This is a genomic window from Massilia sp. UYP32 (genome assembly GCF_050434365.1).
GTDB lineage: Bacteria > Pseudomonadota > Gammaproteobacteria > Burkholderiales > Burkholderiaceae_D > Telluria > Telluria timonae.
In genome coordinates, this window is the sequence record NZ_JBNDIK010000014.1 from 135,977 (window position 1) to 151,230 (window position 15,254).

14 protein-coding genes and 1 riboswitch are annotated in these 15,254 nt (G+C 60.6%); of the genes, 5 read left to right on the top strand and 9 right to left on the bottom strand.

The genetic code is table 11. From position 1 onward, the window contains the following. Position 1: 1 nt before the first annotated feature. Positions 2–1,834 (bottom strand): DNA helicase RecQ, encoded by a 1,833-nt coding sequence (gene recQ, locus ABIB42_RS13055; protein WP_005664878.1) that lies wholly within the window; start codon positions 1,832–1,834, stop codon positions 2–4. A 42-nt stretch (positions 1,835–1,876) separates the two neighbouring features. Then, entirely contained in the window at positions 1,877–2,710 is an 834-nt protein-coding gene (locus tag ABIB42_RS13060; protein ID WP_005664880.1) for an undecaprenyl-diphosphate phosphatase, read from the bottom strand. A 238-nt stretch (positions 2,711–2,948) separates the two neighbouring features. Between ABIB42_RS13060 and ABIB42_RS13065 the strand changes: the two genes are divergently transcribed. Continuing rightward, the gene (locus ABIB42_RS13065; RefSeq protein ID WP_005664882.1) at positions 2,949–3,356 is read left to right on the top strand and encodes a hypothetical protein; all 408 of its coding nucleotides are present in this window, start codon (positions 2,949–2,951) and stop codon (positions 3,354–3,356) included. Between the two features lie 25 nt (positions 3,357–3,381). Here the strand turns inward: ABIB42_RS13065 and ABIB42_RS13070 are convergent, their stop codons facing one another. Further along, positions 3,382–3,654 (bottom strand): YkgJ family cysteine cluster protein, encoded by a 273-nt coding sequence (locus ABIB42_RS13070; RefSeq protein WP_143054485.1) that lies wholly within the window; start codon positions 3,652–3,654, stop codon positions 3,382–3,384. A gap of 198 nt (positions 3,655–3,852) precedes the next feature. On the opposite strand from ABIB42_RS13070, the gene ABIB42_RS13075 reads away from it, so the two are divergent. From ABIB42_RS13075 to ABIB42_RS13090, 4 genes are all read left to right on the top strand, one after another. Continuing rightward, positions 3,853–4,494 carry a TetR/AcrR family transcriptional regulator gene (locus tag ABIB42_RS13075; RefSeq protein WP_184239901.1) on the top strand — a complete coding sequence of 214 codons (642 nt, stop codon included), beginning with the start codon at positions 3,853–3,855 and terminating at the stop codon, positions 4,492–4,494. A gap of 161 nt (positions 4,495–4,655) precedes the next feature. Beyond that, on the top strand, positions 4,656–5,309 hold the full coding sequence (locus ABIB42_RS13080; protein WP_184239904.1) for a protein-L-isoaspartate O-methyltransferase family protein: 654 nt from the start codon (positions 4,656–4,658) through the stop codon (positions 5,307–5,309). Positions 5,310–5,318: 9 nt separating this feature from the next. After that, the gene (locus ABIB42_RS13085) at positions 5,319–5,642 is read left to right on the top strand and encodes a rhodanese-like domain-containing protein (RefSeq protein WP_005664887.1); all 324 of its coding nucleotides are present in this window, start codon (positions 5,319–5,321) and stop codon (positions 5,640–5,642) included. A 37-nt stretch (positions 5,643–5,679) separates the two neighbouring features. Then, on the top strand, positions 5,680–7,038 hold the full coding sequence (locus ABIB42_RS13090) for a TolC family outer membrane protein (RefSeq protein ID WP_429248438.1): 1,359 nt from the start codon (positions 5,680–5,682) through the stop codon (positions 7,036–7,038). An 84-nt stretch (positions 7,039–7,122) separates the two neighbouring features. On the opposite strand, the gene ribB is transcribed toward ABIB42_RS13090, so the two are convergent. The 6 genes from ribB to gloA all read right to left on the bottom strand — a co-directional run bounded on the left by ribB (position 7,123) and on the right by gloA (position 15,184). Beyond that, complete coding sequence (ribB, locus tag ABIB42_RS13095) at positions 7,123–7,770, bottom strand: 3,4-dihydroxy-2-butanone-4-phosphate synthase (protein WP_071361223.1); 648 nt, start codon at positions 7,768–7,770, stop codon at positions 7,123–7,125. A 102-nt stretch (positions 7,771–7,872) separates the two neighbouring features. Continuing rightward, positions 7,873–8,024: riboswitch (FMN riboswitch) on the bottom strand. Positions 8,025–8,333: 309 nt separating this feature from the next. Continuing rightward, a complete protein-coding gene (locus tag ABIB42_RS13100) occupies positions 8,334–8,810 on the bottom strand; it encodes a hypothetical protein (RefSeq protein ID WP_219861524.1) in 477 nt (158 codons plus the stop codon). A 194-nt stretch (positions 8,811–9,004) separates the two neighbouring features. After that, complete coding sequence (locus ABIB42_RS13105) at positions 9,005–10,114, bottom strand: hypothetical protein (protein WP_219861522.1); 1,110 nt, start codon at positions 10,112–10,114, stop codon at positions 9,005–9,007. Positions 10,115–10,136: 22 nt separating this feature from the next. Beyond that, positions 10,137–11,699, bottom strand: a complete 1,563-nt coding sequence (locus ABIB42_RS13110) for a hypothetical protein (RefSeq protein WP_219861520.1) — start codon at positions 11,697–11,699, stop codon at positions 10,137–10,139. A gap of 38 nt (positions 11,700–11,737) precedes the next feature. After that, complete coding sequence (locus ABIB42_RS13115; RefSeq protein WP_219861518.1) at positions 11,738–14,563, bottom strand: type VI secretion system Vgr family protein; 2,826 nt, start codon at positions 14,561–14,563, stop codon at positions 11,738–11,740. Between the two features lie 207 nt (positions 14,564–14,770). Next, positions 14,771–15,184 (bottom strand): lactoylglutathione lyase, encoded by a 414-nt coding sequence (gloA, locus tag ABIB42_RS13120; RefSeq protein WP_005664902.1) that lies wholly within the window; start codon positions 15,182–15,184, stop codon positions 14,771–14,773. Between the last annotated feature and the right edge of the window lie 70 nt (positions 15,185–15,254).

Sequence of the window (15,254 nt, forward strand, 5' to 3'; positions counted from 1 at the left end):
GTCAGCTCATCTCGTTGATGATCGCGACGATCTCGTCGCCGTACGAGACGAGCTTCTTCTCGCCGACGCCGGACACGCCGCGCAGCTGGTCGATCGAGGACGGCTTGACCTTGGCGATCTCGCGCAGCGTCGCATCCTGGAACACGACATAGGCCGGCACGCCGTGTTCGCGCGCGGTGCCCATGCGCCACGAGCGCAGGCGGTCGAAGATCGCCTGTTCGTCGCGCGACAGTTCGGTTTCTTCGTAGCTCGAGCGCGAGGTGGACGGACGCTTGGCCTTGACCGGCTTGGCGTACTGGCGCAGCTGCACCTTCTGCTCGCCCTTGAGCACCGGCCGCGCGGCGTCGGTGAGCTTGAGCGAACTGAAGGCGTCGTGGTCGACCGTGACGAGGCCGAGGGCGATCGCCTGCCGCAGGATGGCGCGCCATTCCTGCTCGGAGCGGTCGGCGCCGACGCCATACACGGTGAGCTTGTCGTGGTGCCACTGGCTGATGCGTTCGGTCTGCGCGCCGCGCAGCACGTCGATCACGTGGCCGCCGGCGAAGCGCTGGTCGACCCGGTAGATGGCCGACAGCAGCTTCTGCACCGGCACCGTGCCGTCGAAGCTGACCGGCGGCACCAGGCAGGTGTCGCAGTTGCCGCAGGGGCCGGAGCGCTCGCCGAAATAGTCGAGCAGGCGCATGCGCCGGCAGCTGAGCGTCTCGCACAGTCCGAGCATGGCGTCGAGCTTCATCGACAGCACGCGCTTGAAGGTTTCGTCGGCCTCGGATTCGTCGATCATGCGGCGCTGCAGGACGACGTCCTGCAGGCCATAGGCCATCCAGGCGCTGGCCGGCTGGCCGTCGCGGCCGGCGCGGCCCGTTTCCTGGTAATAGCCCTCGATGCTCTTGGGCAGGTCGAGGTGGCAAACAAAACGCACGTCGGGTTTGTCGATGCCCATGCCGAAGGCGATGGTGGCGACCATGACGATGTTCTCTTCGCGCAGGAATCTAGCCTGGTTGGCGGCGCGCACCGTGTGCTCCATGCCGGCGTGGTAGGCCATGGCGCGGATGCCGTGCTCGTTCAGGAAGTCCGCGGTCTCCTCGACCTTCTTGCGCGACAGGCAATAGACGATGCCGGAATCCTGCGGGTGCTCGCTCGTGATGAAATCGATCAGCTGCTTGCGGCCGGTGGTCTTCTCGACGATCGAGTAGCGGATGTTGGGGCGGTCGAACGACGACACGAACTGGCGCGCGTCTTCCAGCTGCAGGCGGTGCGCGATCTCGGCCCGGGTCTGCTGGTCGGCGGTCGCGGTGAGCGCGATGCGCGGCACGTTCGGGAAGCGCTCGTGCAGGATCGACAGGCGGATGTATTCGGGGCGGAAGTCATGGCCCCATTGCGAGACGCAGTGCGCCTCGTCGATGGCGAACAGCGAGATGCGCGAGGCCTCGAACAGCTCGAGGCAGCGCGGCGTCATCAGGCGCTCGGGCGCCACGTAGACGAGGTCGATCTCGCCGCTGCGCACCAGGCGCTCGATGCGCAGGGTTTCTTCGAACGTTTGGGTCGAGTTGAGGAAGGCGGCGCGCACCCCGACTTCTTCGAGCGCATCGACCTGGTCTTGCATCAGGGCGATGAGCGGGGAGACGACGACGCCGACGCCGTCGCGCAGCAGGGCGGGGATCTGGTAGCACAGCGACTTGCCGCCGCCGGTCGGCATCAGGACCAGCGCGTCGCCGCCGCTGGCCACGTGCTCGACGATCTCTCCCTGCTGCCCGCGGAAGGCGGGATAGCCGAAGACCGTCTCCAGCACATGGAGAGCGCGCGCGCCGAGGTCGGCGCCGATATCGGGATTCATACTGTCTGTTTCAGTGTTTTGGACGAAGGTAAGGCTGGTAGTTTACTCCGACCAGTTGACCAAGCCAAAGTGAGCGGTCACCAGCACCAGGATACCGAATACGATACGGTACCAGGCGAAGATCGTGAAGTCGTGCGTGCTGATGTAGCGCAGCAGCCAGCGCACGCACAGGAAGGCCGCGATAAAGGCCGAGACGAAGCCGAGGCCGAACAGCGGGAAGTCGGCCATCGACAGTGCTTCGCGTTCCTTAACCACAGAATACACCGTAGCGCCAAGCATCGTCGGCATGGCAAGGAAGAACGAAAACTCGGTGGCCGCCTTGCGCGACAGGCCGAACAGCATGCCGCCGATGATGGTCGAGCCCGAACGGCTGGTGCCGGGGATCAGGGCGAAGGACTGGGCGAAGCCGACCTTCAGGGCGTCGAGCGCCGTCATGTCGTCGACGCTCTCGACCCGCGCCGGCGCGTTGCGCAGGCGCTGGCGCCGTTCCACCCACAGGATGATGACGCCGCCCACGACCAGGGCGATCGCCACCGGCACCGGGTGGAACAGGAGTTCGGTGATCGTGGCGCTGAACAGCACGCCGGCGACGGCGGCCGGCAGGAAGGCGATCGCGACGTTGCGCGCGAAGCGCTGCTGGAGCGGATCCGAGCCCAGCCCGGAAAACAGGCGCATGACGCGCTCGCGGTACTCCCAGACGACGGCCAGCACGGCGCCCAGCTGGATCACGATCTTGAATACCGTTTCTCTGACGCCTGTGAAATTGAGCAACTCGCCCGCAAGAATCAGGTGACCGGTGGAAGAAATCGGAAGAAATTCGGTGAAGCCCTCGACCAGGCCCATGATGATCGCCTTGATGGCGAGCGCAATATCCATGAATTGTATTGGTGTGGAAGTGATCTGGGGACGGGCCGCACAGGCAGGCCGGCTCGGGCTCGAAGCTTACCATGAGCCGGGCCGCCACCGTTGGGCTAACTGAACCGTACAGACGATTTTACGGACGGCAATGTGCAGCCGCCCGGCGTCTGGACAGGCGCGCGAATGAAAAAAGCGCTTGCACCGAATGTGAAATCGCGTGCTAAACTAAATCCATGAGTAATCCTGCACTCACCCAATGAGTCTATTATTAGTCATCATCCTTGCCGCGCTGTCCTGGCTGGCATTTCATGACTGGCAGTTGCCCAACGCATTACGCTACCGACCCTTCCAGGGCCGGGTCTGGCGCAGTTCCTTCCCATCCGCATCCCGTAAAGACATCCGCGAATTCCTGTCGGTGTTCGGCGCCGCCTTCTCGTTCGGCGACAGCGACAAGCTGCACCTGCGTCCCGACGACCAGGTGCTGGGCGTGGTGCGCGCGGCCCGGTCCGCACGCTGGATGCCCGACGCATCCGACATCGAGCCGCTGGCGCGCGCCCTGCGCGAGCGCTACGGCCTGCGCCTGGACGAGGTCTGGCATGACGGCTTGACCCTGGGCGGGCTGTTCCAGCGCGTGCAACAGGCGCGCGGCAAATCGGCGAGGTAGGGCGGGCGGCGGCTCGCCGCCGACCCTACGGCGCTGTCGCTTCTTCCAGCTCGCTCAGCCAGCGGATCGCCTGCGGGCGATCATCGCCGCACATTTCATGCGACGGCTGCAGGCCGCCGCAGAAGGCCGGCCGTTCTGCTTGTCCAAAGAGTCGGCAGCGCTCATCCTCTCCCAATTGCACGCAACGCACTCCAGCCGGCTTGCCGTTCGGCATACCCGGAATCGGACTGGTGATCGAAGGCGCGGTGCAGCAGGCGCCACATTGCGGCCGGCACTGGAAAGAGGCGGACATGGACATCGGGGAGTGCTTGGAACGGAGCCCGCCAGTATACCCCGGTCGTCTGCAAGCGGACGGCGACCTCTTCATAAAAACAGTTGAATCTACGGTTACTACCACATTTCGACTAATATAGTTTCGCCTATACAACGGTTGCTTGACTGTACGGACAAGCGCGTTCTATATTGATTGTTCCTTAGATAATTTCTGGGCGGGAATATGGACTGCCAAGTTGACAGCAAGCCGCGCTGGGAACGTCGCAAGGAAGCGCGTCCCAAAGAGCTCTTGGCTTCCGCGATCGAGCTGTTCGTCGAACGTGGTTTCGCCTCTACCCGCCTGGAAGACGTGGCCCGCCGCGCGGGCGTGTCGAAGGGAACGCTCTACCTGTATTACGCCAACAAGGAAGACCTGTTCAAGGCGGTCGTCCGCCAGACCATCCTGCCGATGATCGACGATGCCGAGACCTCGGTGGCGGAGTTCGACGGCAATAGCGCCGAATTGCTGCGTCAAGTGATCCTGTCCTGGTGGGTGCGCATCGGCGCGACCAAGGCGTCCGGCATCAGCAAGCTGATCCTCGCCGAAGCCGATAATTTTCCCGAAATGGCGCGCTTCTACCAGGAAGAGGTCATGGCGCGCGGCATGCGCATGATTTCGAACATGCTCGAACGCGGCATCCGCCGCGGCGAATTCCGCGCGATCGACGTGCCGCAGACGGCGCAGGTGCTGATCGCGCCGCTGCTGATGCTCTCGACCTGGAAGCATACGATCGCGCCCTGCGAGCGCTGCGACCTGCAGCCTGAGGCCTTCCTCGAAGCATTCCTCGACATCACGCTGCACGGCCTGCTTCCCGCATCCAGGTAACTTGCCTATCACGCCAGGGACGGATTTCTGGCGTTCATCCCCTTCAAACTGCAGACTGTCGCAATTTTCCGCTGGCTCGGCCGTGCATCGTTAAGATGTGCGTCCAGAGGCCATTGAGCGATTAGAATATCGGATTATTTATTTTTCCACCGAGAATTGAAATGAATATCGAACAAGCCCGCTTCAACATGATTGAACAGCAAATCCGTCCGTGGAACGTCCTGGATGAAGATGTGCTGGCGCTGCTGCACGTGGTCAAGCGCGAACAATTCGTGCCGAAGGCCTACGAGAACCTGGCGTTCGCGGATGTCGAGATCCCGTTGCCGGGCGGCGAGACGATGTTCAATCCGAAGGTCGAAGCGCGCATCGTGCAAGAGATCGCGGTGAAAAAACATGAGAACGTGCTCGAGATCGGCACCGGTTCCGGCTACATGGCCGCGCTGCTGGCGCACAAGGCGCGCCACGTGACCACGGTCGAGATCCAGCCGGAGAGCGTCACCCTGGCCAGGGAAAACCTGGCCAAGGCCGGCGTCGGCAACGTCAGCGTGGAAGAAGGCAACGGCGCCCAGGGCTGGTCGGCGGGCGCCGAATTCGACGTGATCGTGGTCTCGGGCGGCCTGCCGGTGCTGCCGGAAGCGCTGGTCAAGCAGCTGAAGGTGGGCGGCCGCATGATCGCCATCCTGGGCGAGGCGCCGGCGATGAGCTGCCAGCTGATCACCCGCACCTCGGAAACGGCGCACGATGCGGTCAAGGTGTTCGAGACCGTGGCCAAGCCGCTGACCGGCGCCGAAGCGCCGTCGCGCTTCACCTTCTGAGGGCGAGCGATGCGACAGATTACCGCACCCGAGTTGGCCGCCTGGCTGGCCGACCCGGCGCGCGAGCAGCCGCTGCTGCTCGACGTGCGCGAGGACTGGGAATTCGAGACCTGCAGGATCGCAGGCTCGACCCAGATCCCGATGCACCTGATTCCGGTCCGCGTGAGCGAGATCGACGACGACAGGGAAGTGGTGTGCATTTGCCACCACGGCGCGCGCAGCATGAACGTGGCCGCTTTCCTCGAGCGCAATGGATTCAGTAACGTAACGAATTTAACGGGCGGGGTACACGCCTGGGCCGTACAGGTCGATCCGTCGATGCCGAAGTATTGACCTGATCCTCAACTAGATGACTCCTGTGGAGATAGCAATGCAGAAACCCCTACTTGCCGTGCTGCTTGCCAGCGCGTGCTTCTCGCTTAACGCCCATGCTGCCGACCTGATCCAGGTGTACCAGCAGGCGCTGGCCAACGATGCGACGTATGCGAGCGCGCGCGCCTCGCTGGCCGCCGGCCGCGAGCGGATCACCCAGGGGCGTGCGGGCTTGCTGCCGACCGTGGGTCTCAGTGGTGGAATCAGCAAGAACGACAACGAGTTCGATCCATGGAATATCGGCCAGGTAGGCACCTTGCCGAACGGCCAGCCGGGCATCATCGATTCGAGCGGCTCGAACCTGCGCACCAACGAATACACGCTGTCGCTGCAGCAGCCGTTGTACCGTTGGGATCGCTGGCACACTTACCAGCAGAGCAAGCTGCAGCAGGCGATCGCCGAGGCGCAGTTCGCCCAGGCCCAGCAAGACCTGATCACACGCGTGGCCACGGCCTATTTCGACGTGCTGGCGGCGCAGGATGCGCTCGAGTCGACCCGCGCCCAGAAGGAAGCGACCACCGAACAGCTGGCGTCGGCCAAGCGCAATTTCGAGGTCGGCACCCAGACCATTACCGACACCCACGAAGCGCAGGCCGCGTACGACCTGGTGCTGGCGCAGGAATTCGCCGCCGTCAACGAGCTGGACAACAGGCGCAACACGCTGCAGACGATCATCGGCACCGCGCCGGGCAACCTGGCCCCGCTCAAGCCGGGCGTGACGCTGGCGGTGCCGCAGCCGGCCTCGGTCGATCCCTGGGTGTCGTCGGCCGAGAACCAGAACTACGGCGTGACCGTCGGCCAGCTGCAGGTCGAGATCGCCATGCGCGACATCTCGCGCAACCGCGCCGGCCACCTGCCGACCGTCGACCTGGTGGCGAGCTCGACCCGCCGCGACGTCAACGGCCGCACCGGCAGCTCGGGCGACACCAAGAACAATGCGATCGGCGTGCAGTGGAGCGTGCCGATCTTCAGCGGCTTCGCCGTCACCAGCCGCGTGCGCGAATCGATCGCCCTGGAAGACCGTGCCCGCAACGACCTCGAGGCGACCCGCCGCAACGCGGCGCTGCAGGCGCGCCAGTCCTTCCTGGGCGTGAACAGCGGCCTGGCCCAGGTCAAGGCGCTGGAAGCGGCGGAAGTGTCGAGCCAGTCGGCGCTGGAGTCGAACAAGCTGGGTTACCAGGTCGGCGTGCGCATCAATATCGACGTGCTGAACGCCCAGCGCCAGCTGTACCAGACCCGCACCGACCTGTCGCGCGCGCGCTATGACGTGATCATCAACGGCCTGCGCCTGAAGGCGGCGGCCGGATCGCTGCGCGAGGCGGACCTGGTGCCGGTGAACAGCCTGCTGGGAGAGTGATCTTCGAGCCTGCGCCTTGGGGCGCAGGTTTGAACAGCCCGGGTGGCCAGCGTGCTGGCAACCCGGGTTTTTTCATTTTTTAAATTACAGCGCCCGTGCGCGGCGCCACTGGATCAGTTCGGCGATGGTGAGGATCGGGAAGGCGCGCTCTTCGGCGAACTGCTCGATCTGCTCGCCGCGCATCATGGTGCCGTCCGGGTTCATCAGCTCGCACAGCACGGCGGCCGGCTGCAGGCCGGCCAGCCTGGCCAGGTCGACCGAGCCCTCGGTATGGCCGGCGCGCGCCAGGACGCCGCCCGGCGTCGCGCGCAGCGGGAACACGTGGCCGGGACGCACCAAGTCGTCCGGCTGCGCATTACGCGCGATCGCGGCCTGGATGGTGGAGACGCGGTCCGCGGCCGAGACGCCGGTGGTCACGCCATGGCGGGCTTCGATCGAGACCGTGAACGGGGTGCCGTAGCGACTGCCGTTCTCCGGCGCCATCGGCGGCAGTTCGAGCGCGCGCACCTTCTCGTCGGACAGGCACAGGCAGACGATGCCGCTGCATTCGCGGATCATCAGCGCCATGGTTTCTACGCTCAGTTTTTCGGCGGCGACGATCAGGTCGGCCTCGTTCTCGCGATCGAAGTCGTCGAGCAGGATGACGGGAATACCGGCGCGCATGGCGGCCAGGGCGGCGGCGATACGACCTTCGAGGTCATTGCTTTGAAGGGTGTAGGTAGGGACTAACATGTGAAACGCTCCTCGCAGTGGTTGGCGAAAAACGCATCAGGGCAAAGCGAAACCGCGCACCTGTTCAGCCGCGAAGGCACGGGTGACCAGGCGCATGACAGCGCACATCTTCTTTCATCCGGACTATACCGTCGGCCCTGGCTTCTCACCAGGTCTGCTGACCCTGCTCAATGGGAGTTGAGCAGGCGCTCGCGGGCTCGACCCGTGAAGGTCATACCGCCGGTGGGGAATCGCACCCCGCCCCGAAGACGTAATTACATTGTGGTGCACTGCTCAGTGGCAGGCGGAGGTGATTGTAGCAGTGAAGAACTAACTCTGCTGAAGAGCGCTCAAAATTAAGAATGCGAGAGAAAGTGCGGTCGTGTTCTGCATGCGTGATCTAACTTCCGCGATTTCTAGCGTTGGGAACCGTCGAATATCTGATCGTAAGCTGCGGAGAATCAGGACAAAACGCATTGTTCGTTGCCGTAAGTGAGAGTCAGAGCAATCGCTCTTGGATTCGAATTGTAAGAGTTATGTTGTCAGTGAAGAGCGCTATGGGGTCGAATAAATTTGAGTTACGTTTATTTTTTGCAATCTCCAAACCGGGCATCTCCCAAGCTATATTCTACATCGATCACTTGCACGAAAGTCTTTCCCGAGCCAGCAGGTTTTATACAGAATTCTCCTGAGTATCCATCCCTGCTTGATCCTTCACGTTTTGCTTGTAAATAGACAGAGTAAACCTTTAATAACTGAAGCGATTCGAGTGTGCGTTGCGTTGTCCCATTTGGACTTTCCCCAAAAGGAATGCAATGTTTAGGAAATATTTTTGGAAGTGCATTGTAGTCAGTTGCTCTAAAACTCCAAATGGAGTGCGGCAAACTATCATGATCTTCGCCACTTGGTAGTTCATTGATGAATAGTCCATAAAGTGGAAGGCCATTTCTGGTTTCAGAATTATTTGGAATCGAAAAGCAGGGGATTCCGTTCAGGTCCGTAATTCCAACAGTTCCTACTCGTGACAATGCTATCGATGAAGTATGAGTAAGAAACATCATAATAACTGCAATGCAACGTCCAACTCTAAAATGTAAGGATCTGCAGTTCGTCATGGTTCTATCTTGGAAAATTGGCCTTGTTACTTGGATCGCTATTACATTGTGATGCACTGCTCAACAGCAGGCGGAAGGATTGTAGCAGCGGTGTGCGGAATTTGCTGGAGGCGGTCGAATCCTGGCTGCTGCTCCGTCTGTCAATCTTGCCGCGTATCCCATTGCCAGATTGATTTGCCGTAAGAGGACTGAGTATCGGGAAATGTCTCTCCATGTGCGAACCAACGGCGCGAGTCCAGGTATGCTGGCGTAAAGTAGTAACCCGCGTTCTGGCACTTCTCACCTGCGAAGAATCGTTGGGTCGTCATTTTAGAATTGAGTGTGGACGATTCGATTTCTTCTACGCGTTCAAATTCTCCCTCTACAATTTCTACAAAGCACCAGCGGGTTGGACGCGCCATGAATGCATACCGTGCAACCACGCTCGGCGCTAATGCGAGATCCAATGTACTGTTCGCGAATTCGTCGCTCGCCAGGTCTGGGTTTGATAAATTTGCCCAAACAAAATCACGCATCGCTGCCTGATCGACCCATAGCTTGGATCGCCCTACAGCCGCCAAAGCTGCGAGTCCTAAATCGTTAAATGTTGAGCTAGGAATAATTTTGCCACCTCGTGATCCATTCCAGGCAAATTGCAGCGATGCATTCGGATCATCGATAGCGATATATACACCAGTTCGTGGTGGAATTTGGTCCGTGTCTGAAATAATTTCTGGCCTCGCCTGGAACTTTGGAATCATCTGTAGTTCCGAAGCATGTTCCGCCCATGCCATTGTAAGGCCGAAGTCACTCCACCAACTTACCTGATAGCTTTTTTGCATTGTCGTATCTATGTTGCGCGCATAATTTGAAAGCTCTGCAAACATAGCGTCAAATTGCTTTTCTTCTTCAATAGTGGCCCATTGCATAGAATATTCACTTAATCCTCGAGCGCACTGATGAGTGCCTGTAACATGGAAAGAGTTTGATGAATGATCCGATATGTCCTCAGCAATAGACTGTTGAAAATCAGCTAAAAACTGCCAGGCATTATTTGACCAATTCTCAGTCGTGTCTCGGTCACCCCATTGTTTGCTGTGTAAGAAACGATCGCGTCCTTCTAGACGACTTTGATTAATTTTTCCTTCGGCGAATGATTTTATCTGGTTCACGCGATCACGAAGTCCCTCCAAGTATTTCAACGACGAGAAGTAATATAGGAGCGCAGCTTGCTTTTTCTGCCATGCAGTGAGTGGAAGGTCGTGGCTCATAACAGTCCTTAATCAAGATGATTTAGTGCTGGATTCTGGTAACTTGCCCAGGTAAGGAGGGGAGGCCTATCCTTTGATCGAAGCCGTTCCCTCCAAAATCAGTATAATCCCACCCTGTATCAAATGGGCCGCTTATGTTGGGGTGATTGATGGCTTCCCTTATTTCCACGTATTTATCCTTTTCTGATTTTTCTATCTTTTCGAATGCTGATCGGTCAATTGGTTCGCTCAAAGCGTCTCCATTTTTACCTGTTCTCTTGTAGAATTTCGTCGTATCGTTTCTTGGGTCAGTCCTGTCGATTTTGAAGACTATCTGCTCTCCTCCGCCCTCAAGATGTTGGTCTGGTAGCGATTTCTTTTTCTGACCAGCCGCTGGGCCTTGCCATGCTTTTAATGTTTCGCCAGGTTTGATGTCGTAGATTACGAATTGACCATTTCCGTTCCAATCTGGCCATACAGCCAGAAACTTTCTCCAGGCAGCTTTTGGATCTGGCGAGTTCTGAATCTCGTTAAAGGTTTTTTCGCTTATCCAACAGTCGCTCATTGCCCGACTATTAGGAGATATAATCCGAAATAGCCGTGCTGGCCCTTTAATGGACACGCTGGCCATCTTGTGAAAGGATTCTATGTTGTCATCTGTCAGTGGAGGCCAACCATCTTTTGCCTTTTTATCGACGCGGTAACGTTCTAAGTCGGCTTGTTGCGAAGGGAACTTTAGAGTCTGACCTGCGCTCAACCATGACGGCTTTGGGTTTGATGTTCGCATCATGGTCACCGCTGCTGCTTCGGGAATTGCTCCTCGATAGTGGACATTCTTGACATCCACAATCCCATGAAGACGTCTTAGCGATTCTCTTCCCAGTCGCATGATGATCGCATCGAGTATCTCCTGAATTGGTCCACATGCTTTTCTCAACCCTTCGTCAGCTTTTGCACGAACCCAAACGATCGTATCGAGCGCCACTTTTGCCTTCGCGCCCACGCGAGGAATATGCTCGACCTTGGCGACAAGGGCTTGTGTCGTGTTCACTCCTTTGTCGAACGCGCGCAATAGCGCGTCCGGATTTGTTTTGGCCTTGACCTGCTTGATCTCCTTCGCGAGCCACGTGAAAACGTCGTCGACCTTGAGGCGACGGAGATAGTGCTGGCATGTTTCGCGGCGTAGCAGCGCCACCACGCACGTCATCGAGGCATCTACGGCAAGCGAGAATCCCTTGCTTGCTCCCCGTCGTATATACGAGAAGAACACCTTCAACACGCCCTTGACCAGGGACCCAAGAACTGGAAACAGCCCAATGAGCGTCAGCGCCAGCGCAACCCATGCCCACGTATCGTCCGGCTCCTGGCGCAGCTTCTTGCAGTTCGCGACCAAGTCCCGCACATCGCAGACCTGATCGACCAGGGGAATCATCGAGATCGCGGCGTCGGCCACGATCTGTCCGGTGGACCGGTTCTCGTTGAAGTCTCCCTGAATCGCCTCCCAAAACCACTCCCAGGCACTTTTGTCACCCTCCGCTTCTGCTTGTGGTGTGCCGGTACTCCATGCAACTGCACTACGCAACTGGGTAGGATTTATCTCGGCCATTGCTACGCTCCGGCAGGCACTGCGTTATGGGGCAGAATTCAGCGAGTCAATGCTTCCAACGGATCGTGAGGATCCTCATCGTCAGGTTTCCGCGGCTTGTAAATGACCTTCTTGACCGCCTTGTTCTCAACGTTTTCGTGCAAGGCTTTGCCATCCTTGTCGAGCGTTCCTGTGACGACTGGTCCATCCTGAAAATGGATTTCGTAGTCGACGTCGGGAATGCCCTCGGCGATCTCGGGATCGAGGTAGTGCAAGGCAATCCAATGCTGCATCTCGGGGCTGAGTTCCCCCGGTAGATTGCGCAGATTGGCGGTGTTGCGACCGCCCTTGTCGAAGAGGTGCTTGCCACCCTTGACCGAAAACTTCCCAGGGCAGGCAAAGGTAATATCCCCACCTTCCAGCGTGATCGCCGATTCCCCGGCCTGCAGCACGATCTTTTCCTTCGCCTTGATCTCGATCCGGTCATTCACCGACATCACAGTGACTTCCTTGTCCGCCAAAATCTCCAGCTGATCCGTATGCGCCTGCAACGACACCGGTCCATTCGCCGCAATGGCCTGAATGCCACCCGCATGCGAAAACAGGCTGGCCGCGCCACCGGCCACGGTCGACACCGTATGCGCCGCAGCGATATGGAAATCCGACTGCGTCGTCCACTGCATCTGCCCGCCGGCATAGATCACGGTCGATGCCGGCGTCGCCCAATTGATGCTGGCCGCCGAGTCCATCAGCACGACCGCCGCCCCGAATTTTTCAACTGGCTGCCCGCCATCGAGCTCGCGCGACCCCGCCTTGGCCTTGAGCGCCGTCTGTCCCCCAACCGCACCGTCGTACTTGCCCCTGGCCTGAGGATCGATCAGCGCGATGAATTCCTCCTGCGCCTTGGCCACCTCGCTACTAAACAGCGCCTGCGACTGGCCCGCCGCATCCTGCAGCGCGTCGCCCAGCGACTGCGCCGCCTTGAACTGCGCCACCGCCTCGGCCACATCCATCTGCGTCGACGTGATCCCGCTGCCGAGCTGCGGCCGCGCACTGGTCGACAGCAGCACGCCTTCACCGCCGCGCACGACCGCCCAGGCATCGGTGCGCAGCTCGAAGCCGCTGCCGCGATAACGGCCACGTTGTGACGTGCCGGGTGGCTGCTCGATCAGATAGCCGAGATTGAGTTCGCTGCCGGCGCTGCTGCTTGCCAGCCGCGTGCGCAGCTGGCCGGGCGTATCGTCCACCTGCCACTGATTGAACCCACCGCCATCGAAGTTCCGGCTATGAATCCCGGACAGCACGCCGGCGTGATCTGCGCCCGAATCCACGCCAGCCGGAAAGGGCGGCAGGTCGACCCCGTTATGCAACTGCGCCACGATGACCGGCCGGTCGATGTCTCCTTCAATAAAATCCACCAGCACCTCGGTGCCGATGCGCGGCGTGAACACAGTGCCCCAGTTCGGCCCGGCCAGCGCCTCGGCCACCCGTATCCAGCTGCCGGAAGCATCGTTGCCCGGCGCGCTGCCCCGTTCATCCAGGTTGTGCGCCACGCCGCCGGGATTCGGGTTGACGCCACGCTGCCACGCGAACTGGACTTTTACCTGATGGTCGCGCGTGCTGGTGGCGACCGCATTCGGCAAGCCGACCACCAGCGCGGTCTGCGGACCCAGGCTCGTGCAGGGATGCGGCGCGGCGATCGCGGCCGGCACCAGCGCCACTACGTCGCGCACGCAGGCGAAGGTATTGCGGTAGGTGCCGCTCTCGACCTGCTTCGCCGCGCCCGCGATGCCGGTGTCGAAGTTGTTGCGCGCCTCGTGTTGCACCCACAGCACGGTGAAGGCGTTGGCGCCGGCCGGATAGCGGTCGTGCTGGGTCAAGCTAAAGCCATGTCCGGCCGCCAGCCGGCGCACGGCGCCCGCGCCTTCGAAGACCTTGTTGTCCAGCTCGAGCGCCAGCAGCATCAACTCGCTGTGGCCACGCATCGCGGCGCCGGTGTCGCCGCCGATGCGTTCGCCGCTGCCGTCATGGATGGAGAGCGCGGGCAGGGCGCCGGCATCGAGGTGCGAATTCAGTTCTGCCGCCGGCGCCAGCAAGATGGCCGGGTTCCAACTGCTGATGCTGACGCCGTTGGCTGCTACCCGGCGCCGCGCGTGGAAGGTGTCGATCGCGTCGTCGCGCTCGGTCGCACGCACGCCATGAAAGCGCAACGTCGCGCCGCCGGGCGTTGGGGGAATCCGCGCCCGCCGGTCGAAGATCACCAGCCGGTGCCGCGCCTGGCCGTGGTCGGCGCCGGCCACTGTCTCGAATGGGGAATGATCGAAGCGCCAGCTCAAACCTTCGGATGCGAGCAGCCGCGCGAAGAATGCGTAATCGCTTTCGCGGTACTGGGTGCAAACGGGCCGTGGCGCCAGTTCCTGCGTCACGTCGAATGCGACGTCCACCTGTGGATAATCGGCCAGTAATTCACAGACGATGTCGCGCACCGTCTTGTTCTGGAACAGGTAGCAATCGCGCCGCAGCGTCAGCAGCGCCAGCGCCGGTTCGAGCACCAGGCGGTAGCGGGCGACGCCGCCATCGGCGCCCAGCCAGGACGCTTGCGTGCACAGGCCATGCCAGGCGCGCCGGCCGCCGTCCGGCTGCAGCAGGCCGACGCTCAGTTCTTCGCCGATGAAGGAAGACAGGTCGAGGTCGGTCGAGGTGCTGAGCGCATCGACTTCGAAGCGGAACAGTTCGTTGGTGGCCTCGCGTCCCGCGAAGCGCTCCGCTACCAGCGATTGCGGCAAGCCGCTTTGCTGGCTGCTGGCCAGGGTGAGGAGCCGCGCGTGCTGGCTCAGGCCCGTGCCGTACAGGCCGAGCGAAGCGGGGGGAGGAAAGGCTCTCATTGGCGCGGGCAGGCCTGGATGGACATTGTGCACTCCGTCATATTGGCGGCAATGTCGATCTTAAGAGAGCGGGTCTTTCAGGTGATGCCTGCAGGCATGACGGTCGTCAAGCCGCAAGTGGGATATGCGCAGCGGGTAGATCGGGATAAAAAAATGGCGCGGTGCCTGGAAGCGCCGCGCCATCCTTGCTGAAAATCCAGTCAGCGCTTAGTTGCTCAGCCCACCACCGCCGGCATTGTCGGCGCGCTCGATCAGCTCGACCTTGTAGCCGTCCGGATCGGTGATGAAGGCGATCACGGTGGTGCCGCCCTTGACCGGGCCCGGTTCGCGGGTGATGTTGCCGCCGGCTGCGCGCACCTGGTCGCAGGTGGCGTAGATGTCTTCGGCCGAGATCGCGATGTGGCCGTAGGCCGTGCCCATGTCGTAGCTGTCGGTGCCCCAGTTATAGGTCAGTTCGAGCTCGGCGTGGTCCGGGTTGCTGCCGTAGCCGAGGAAGGCCAGGCTGTACTTGTATTCAGGATTGTCGCTGGTGCGCAGCAGTTTCATGCCCAGCACCTTGGTGTAGAAGTCGATGGAGCGTTGCAGGTCGCCGACCCTCAACATGGTATGCAGGATGCGCATTTTGGCTTGCCCTATGTGTTTCGAAGAACCGCCATTCTATGCGTTCGACGGCATCCTTGCCGGAGGCGCC

Excerpts from the sequence above, each read along its gene's own strand:
- recQ (WP_005664878.1), bottom strand. The coding sequence starts at position 1,834 with ATGAATCCCGATATCGGCGCCGACCTCGGCGCGCGCGCTCTCCATGTG.
- ABIB42_RS13060 (WP_005664880.1), bottom strand. The coding sequence starts at position 2,710 with ATGGATATTGCGCTCGCCATCAAGGCGATCATCATGGGCCTGGTCGAG.
- ABIB42_RS13065 (WP_005664882.1), top strand. The coding sequence starts at position 2,949 with ATGAGTCTATTATTAGTCATCATCCTTGCCGCGCTGTCCTGGCTGGCA.
- ABIB42_RS13070 (WP_143054485.1), bottom strand. The coding sequence starts at position 3,654 with ATGTCCATGTCCGCCTCTTTCCAGTGCCGGCCGCAATGTGGCGCCTGC.
- ABIB42_RS13075 (WP_184239901.1), top strand. The coding sequence starts at position 3,853 with ATGGACTGCCAAGTTGACAGCAAGCCGCGCTGGGAACGTCGCAAGGAA.
- ABIB42_RS13080 (WP_184239904.1), top strand. The coding sequence starts at position 4,656 with ATGAATATCGAACAAGCCCGCTTCAACATGATTGAACAGCAAATCCGT.
- ABIB42_RS13085 (WP_005664887.1), top strand. The coding sequence starts at position 5,319 with ATGCGACAGATTACCGCACCCGAGTTGGCCGCCTGGCTGGCCGACCCG.
- ABIB42_RS13090 (WP_429248438.1), top strand. The coding sequence starts at position 5,680 with ATGCAGAAACCCCTACTTGCCGTGCTGCTTGCCAGCGCGTGCTTCTCG.
- ribB (WP_071361223.1), bottom strand. The coding sequence starts at position 7,770 with ATGTTAGTCCCTACCTACACCCTTCAAAGCAATGACCTCGAAGGTCGT.
- ABIB42_RS13100 (WP_219861524.1), bottom strand. The coding sequence starts at position 8,810 with ATGATGTTTCTTACTCATACTTCATCGATAGCATTGTCACGAGTAGGA.
- ABIB42_RS13105 (WP_219861522.1), bottom strand. The coding sequence starts at position 10,114 with ATGAGCCACGACCTTCCACTCACTGCATGGCAGAAAAAGCAAGCTGCG.
- ABIB42_RS13110 (WP_219861520.1), bottom strand. The coding sequence starts at position 11,699 with ATGGCCGAGATAAATCCTACCCAGTTGCGTAGTGCAGTTGCATGGAGT.
- ABIB42_RS13115 (WP_219861518.1), bottom strand. The coding sequence starts at position 14,563 with ATGAGAGCCTTTCCTCCCCCCGCTTCGCTCGGCCTGTACGGCACGGGC.
- gloA (WP_005664902.1), bottom strand. The coding sequence starts at position 15,184 with ATGCGCATCCTGCATACCATGTTGAGGGTCGGCGACCTGCAACGCTCC.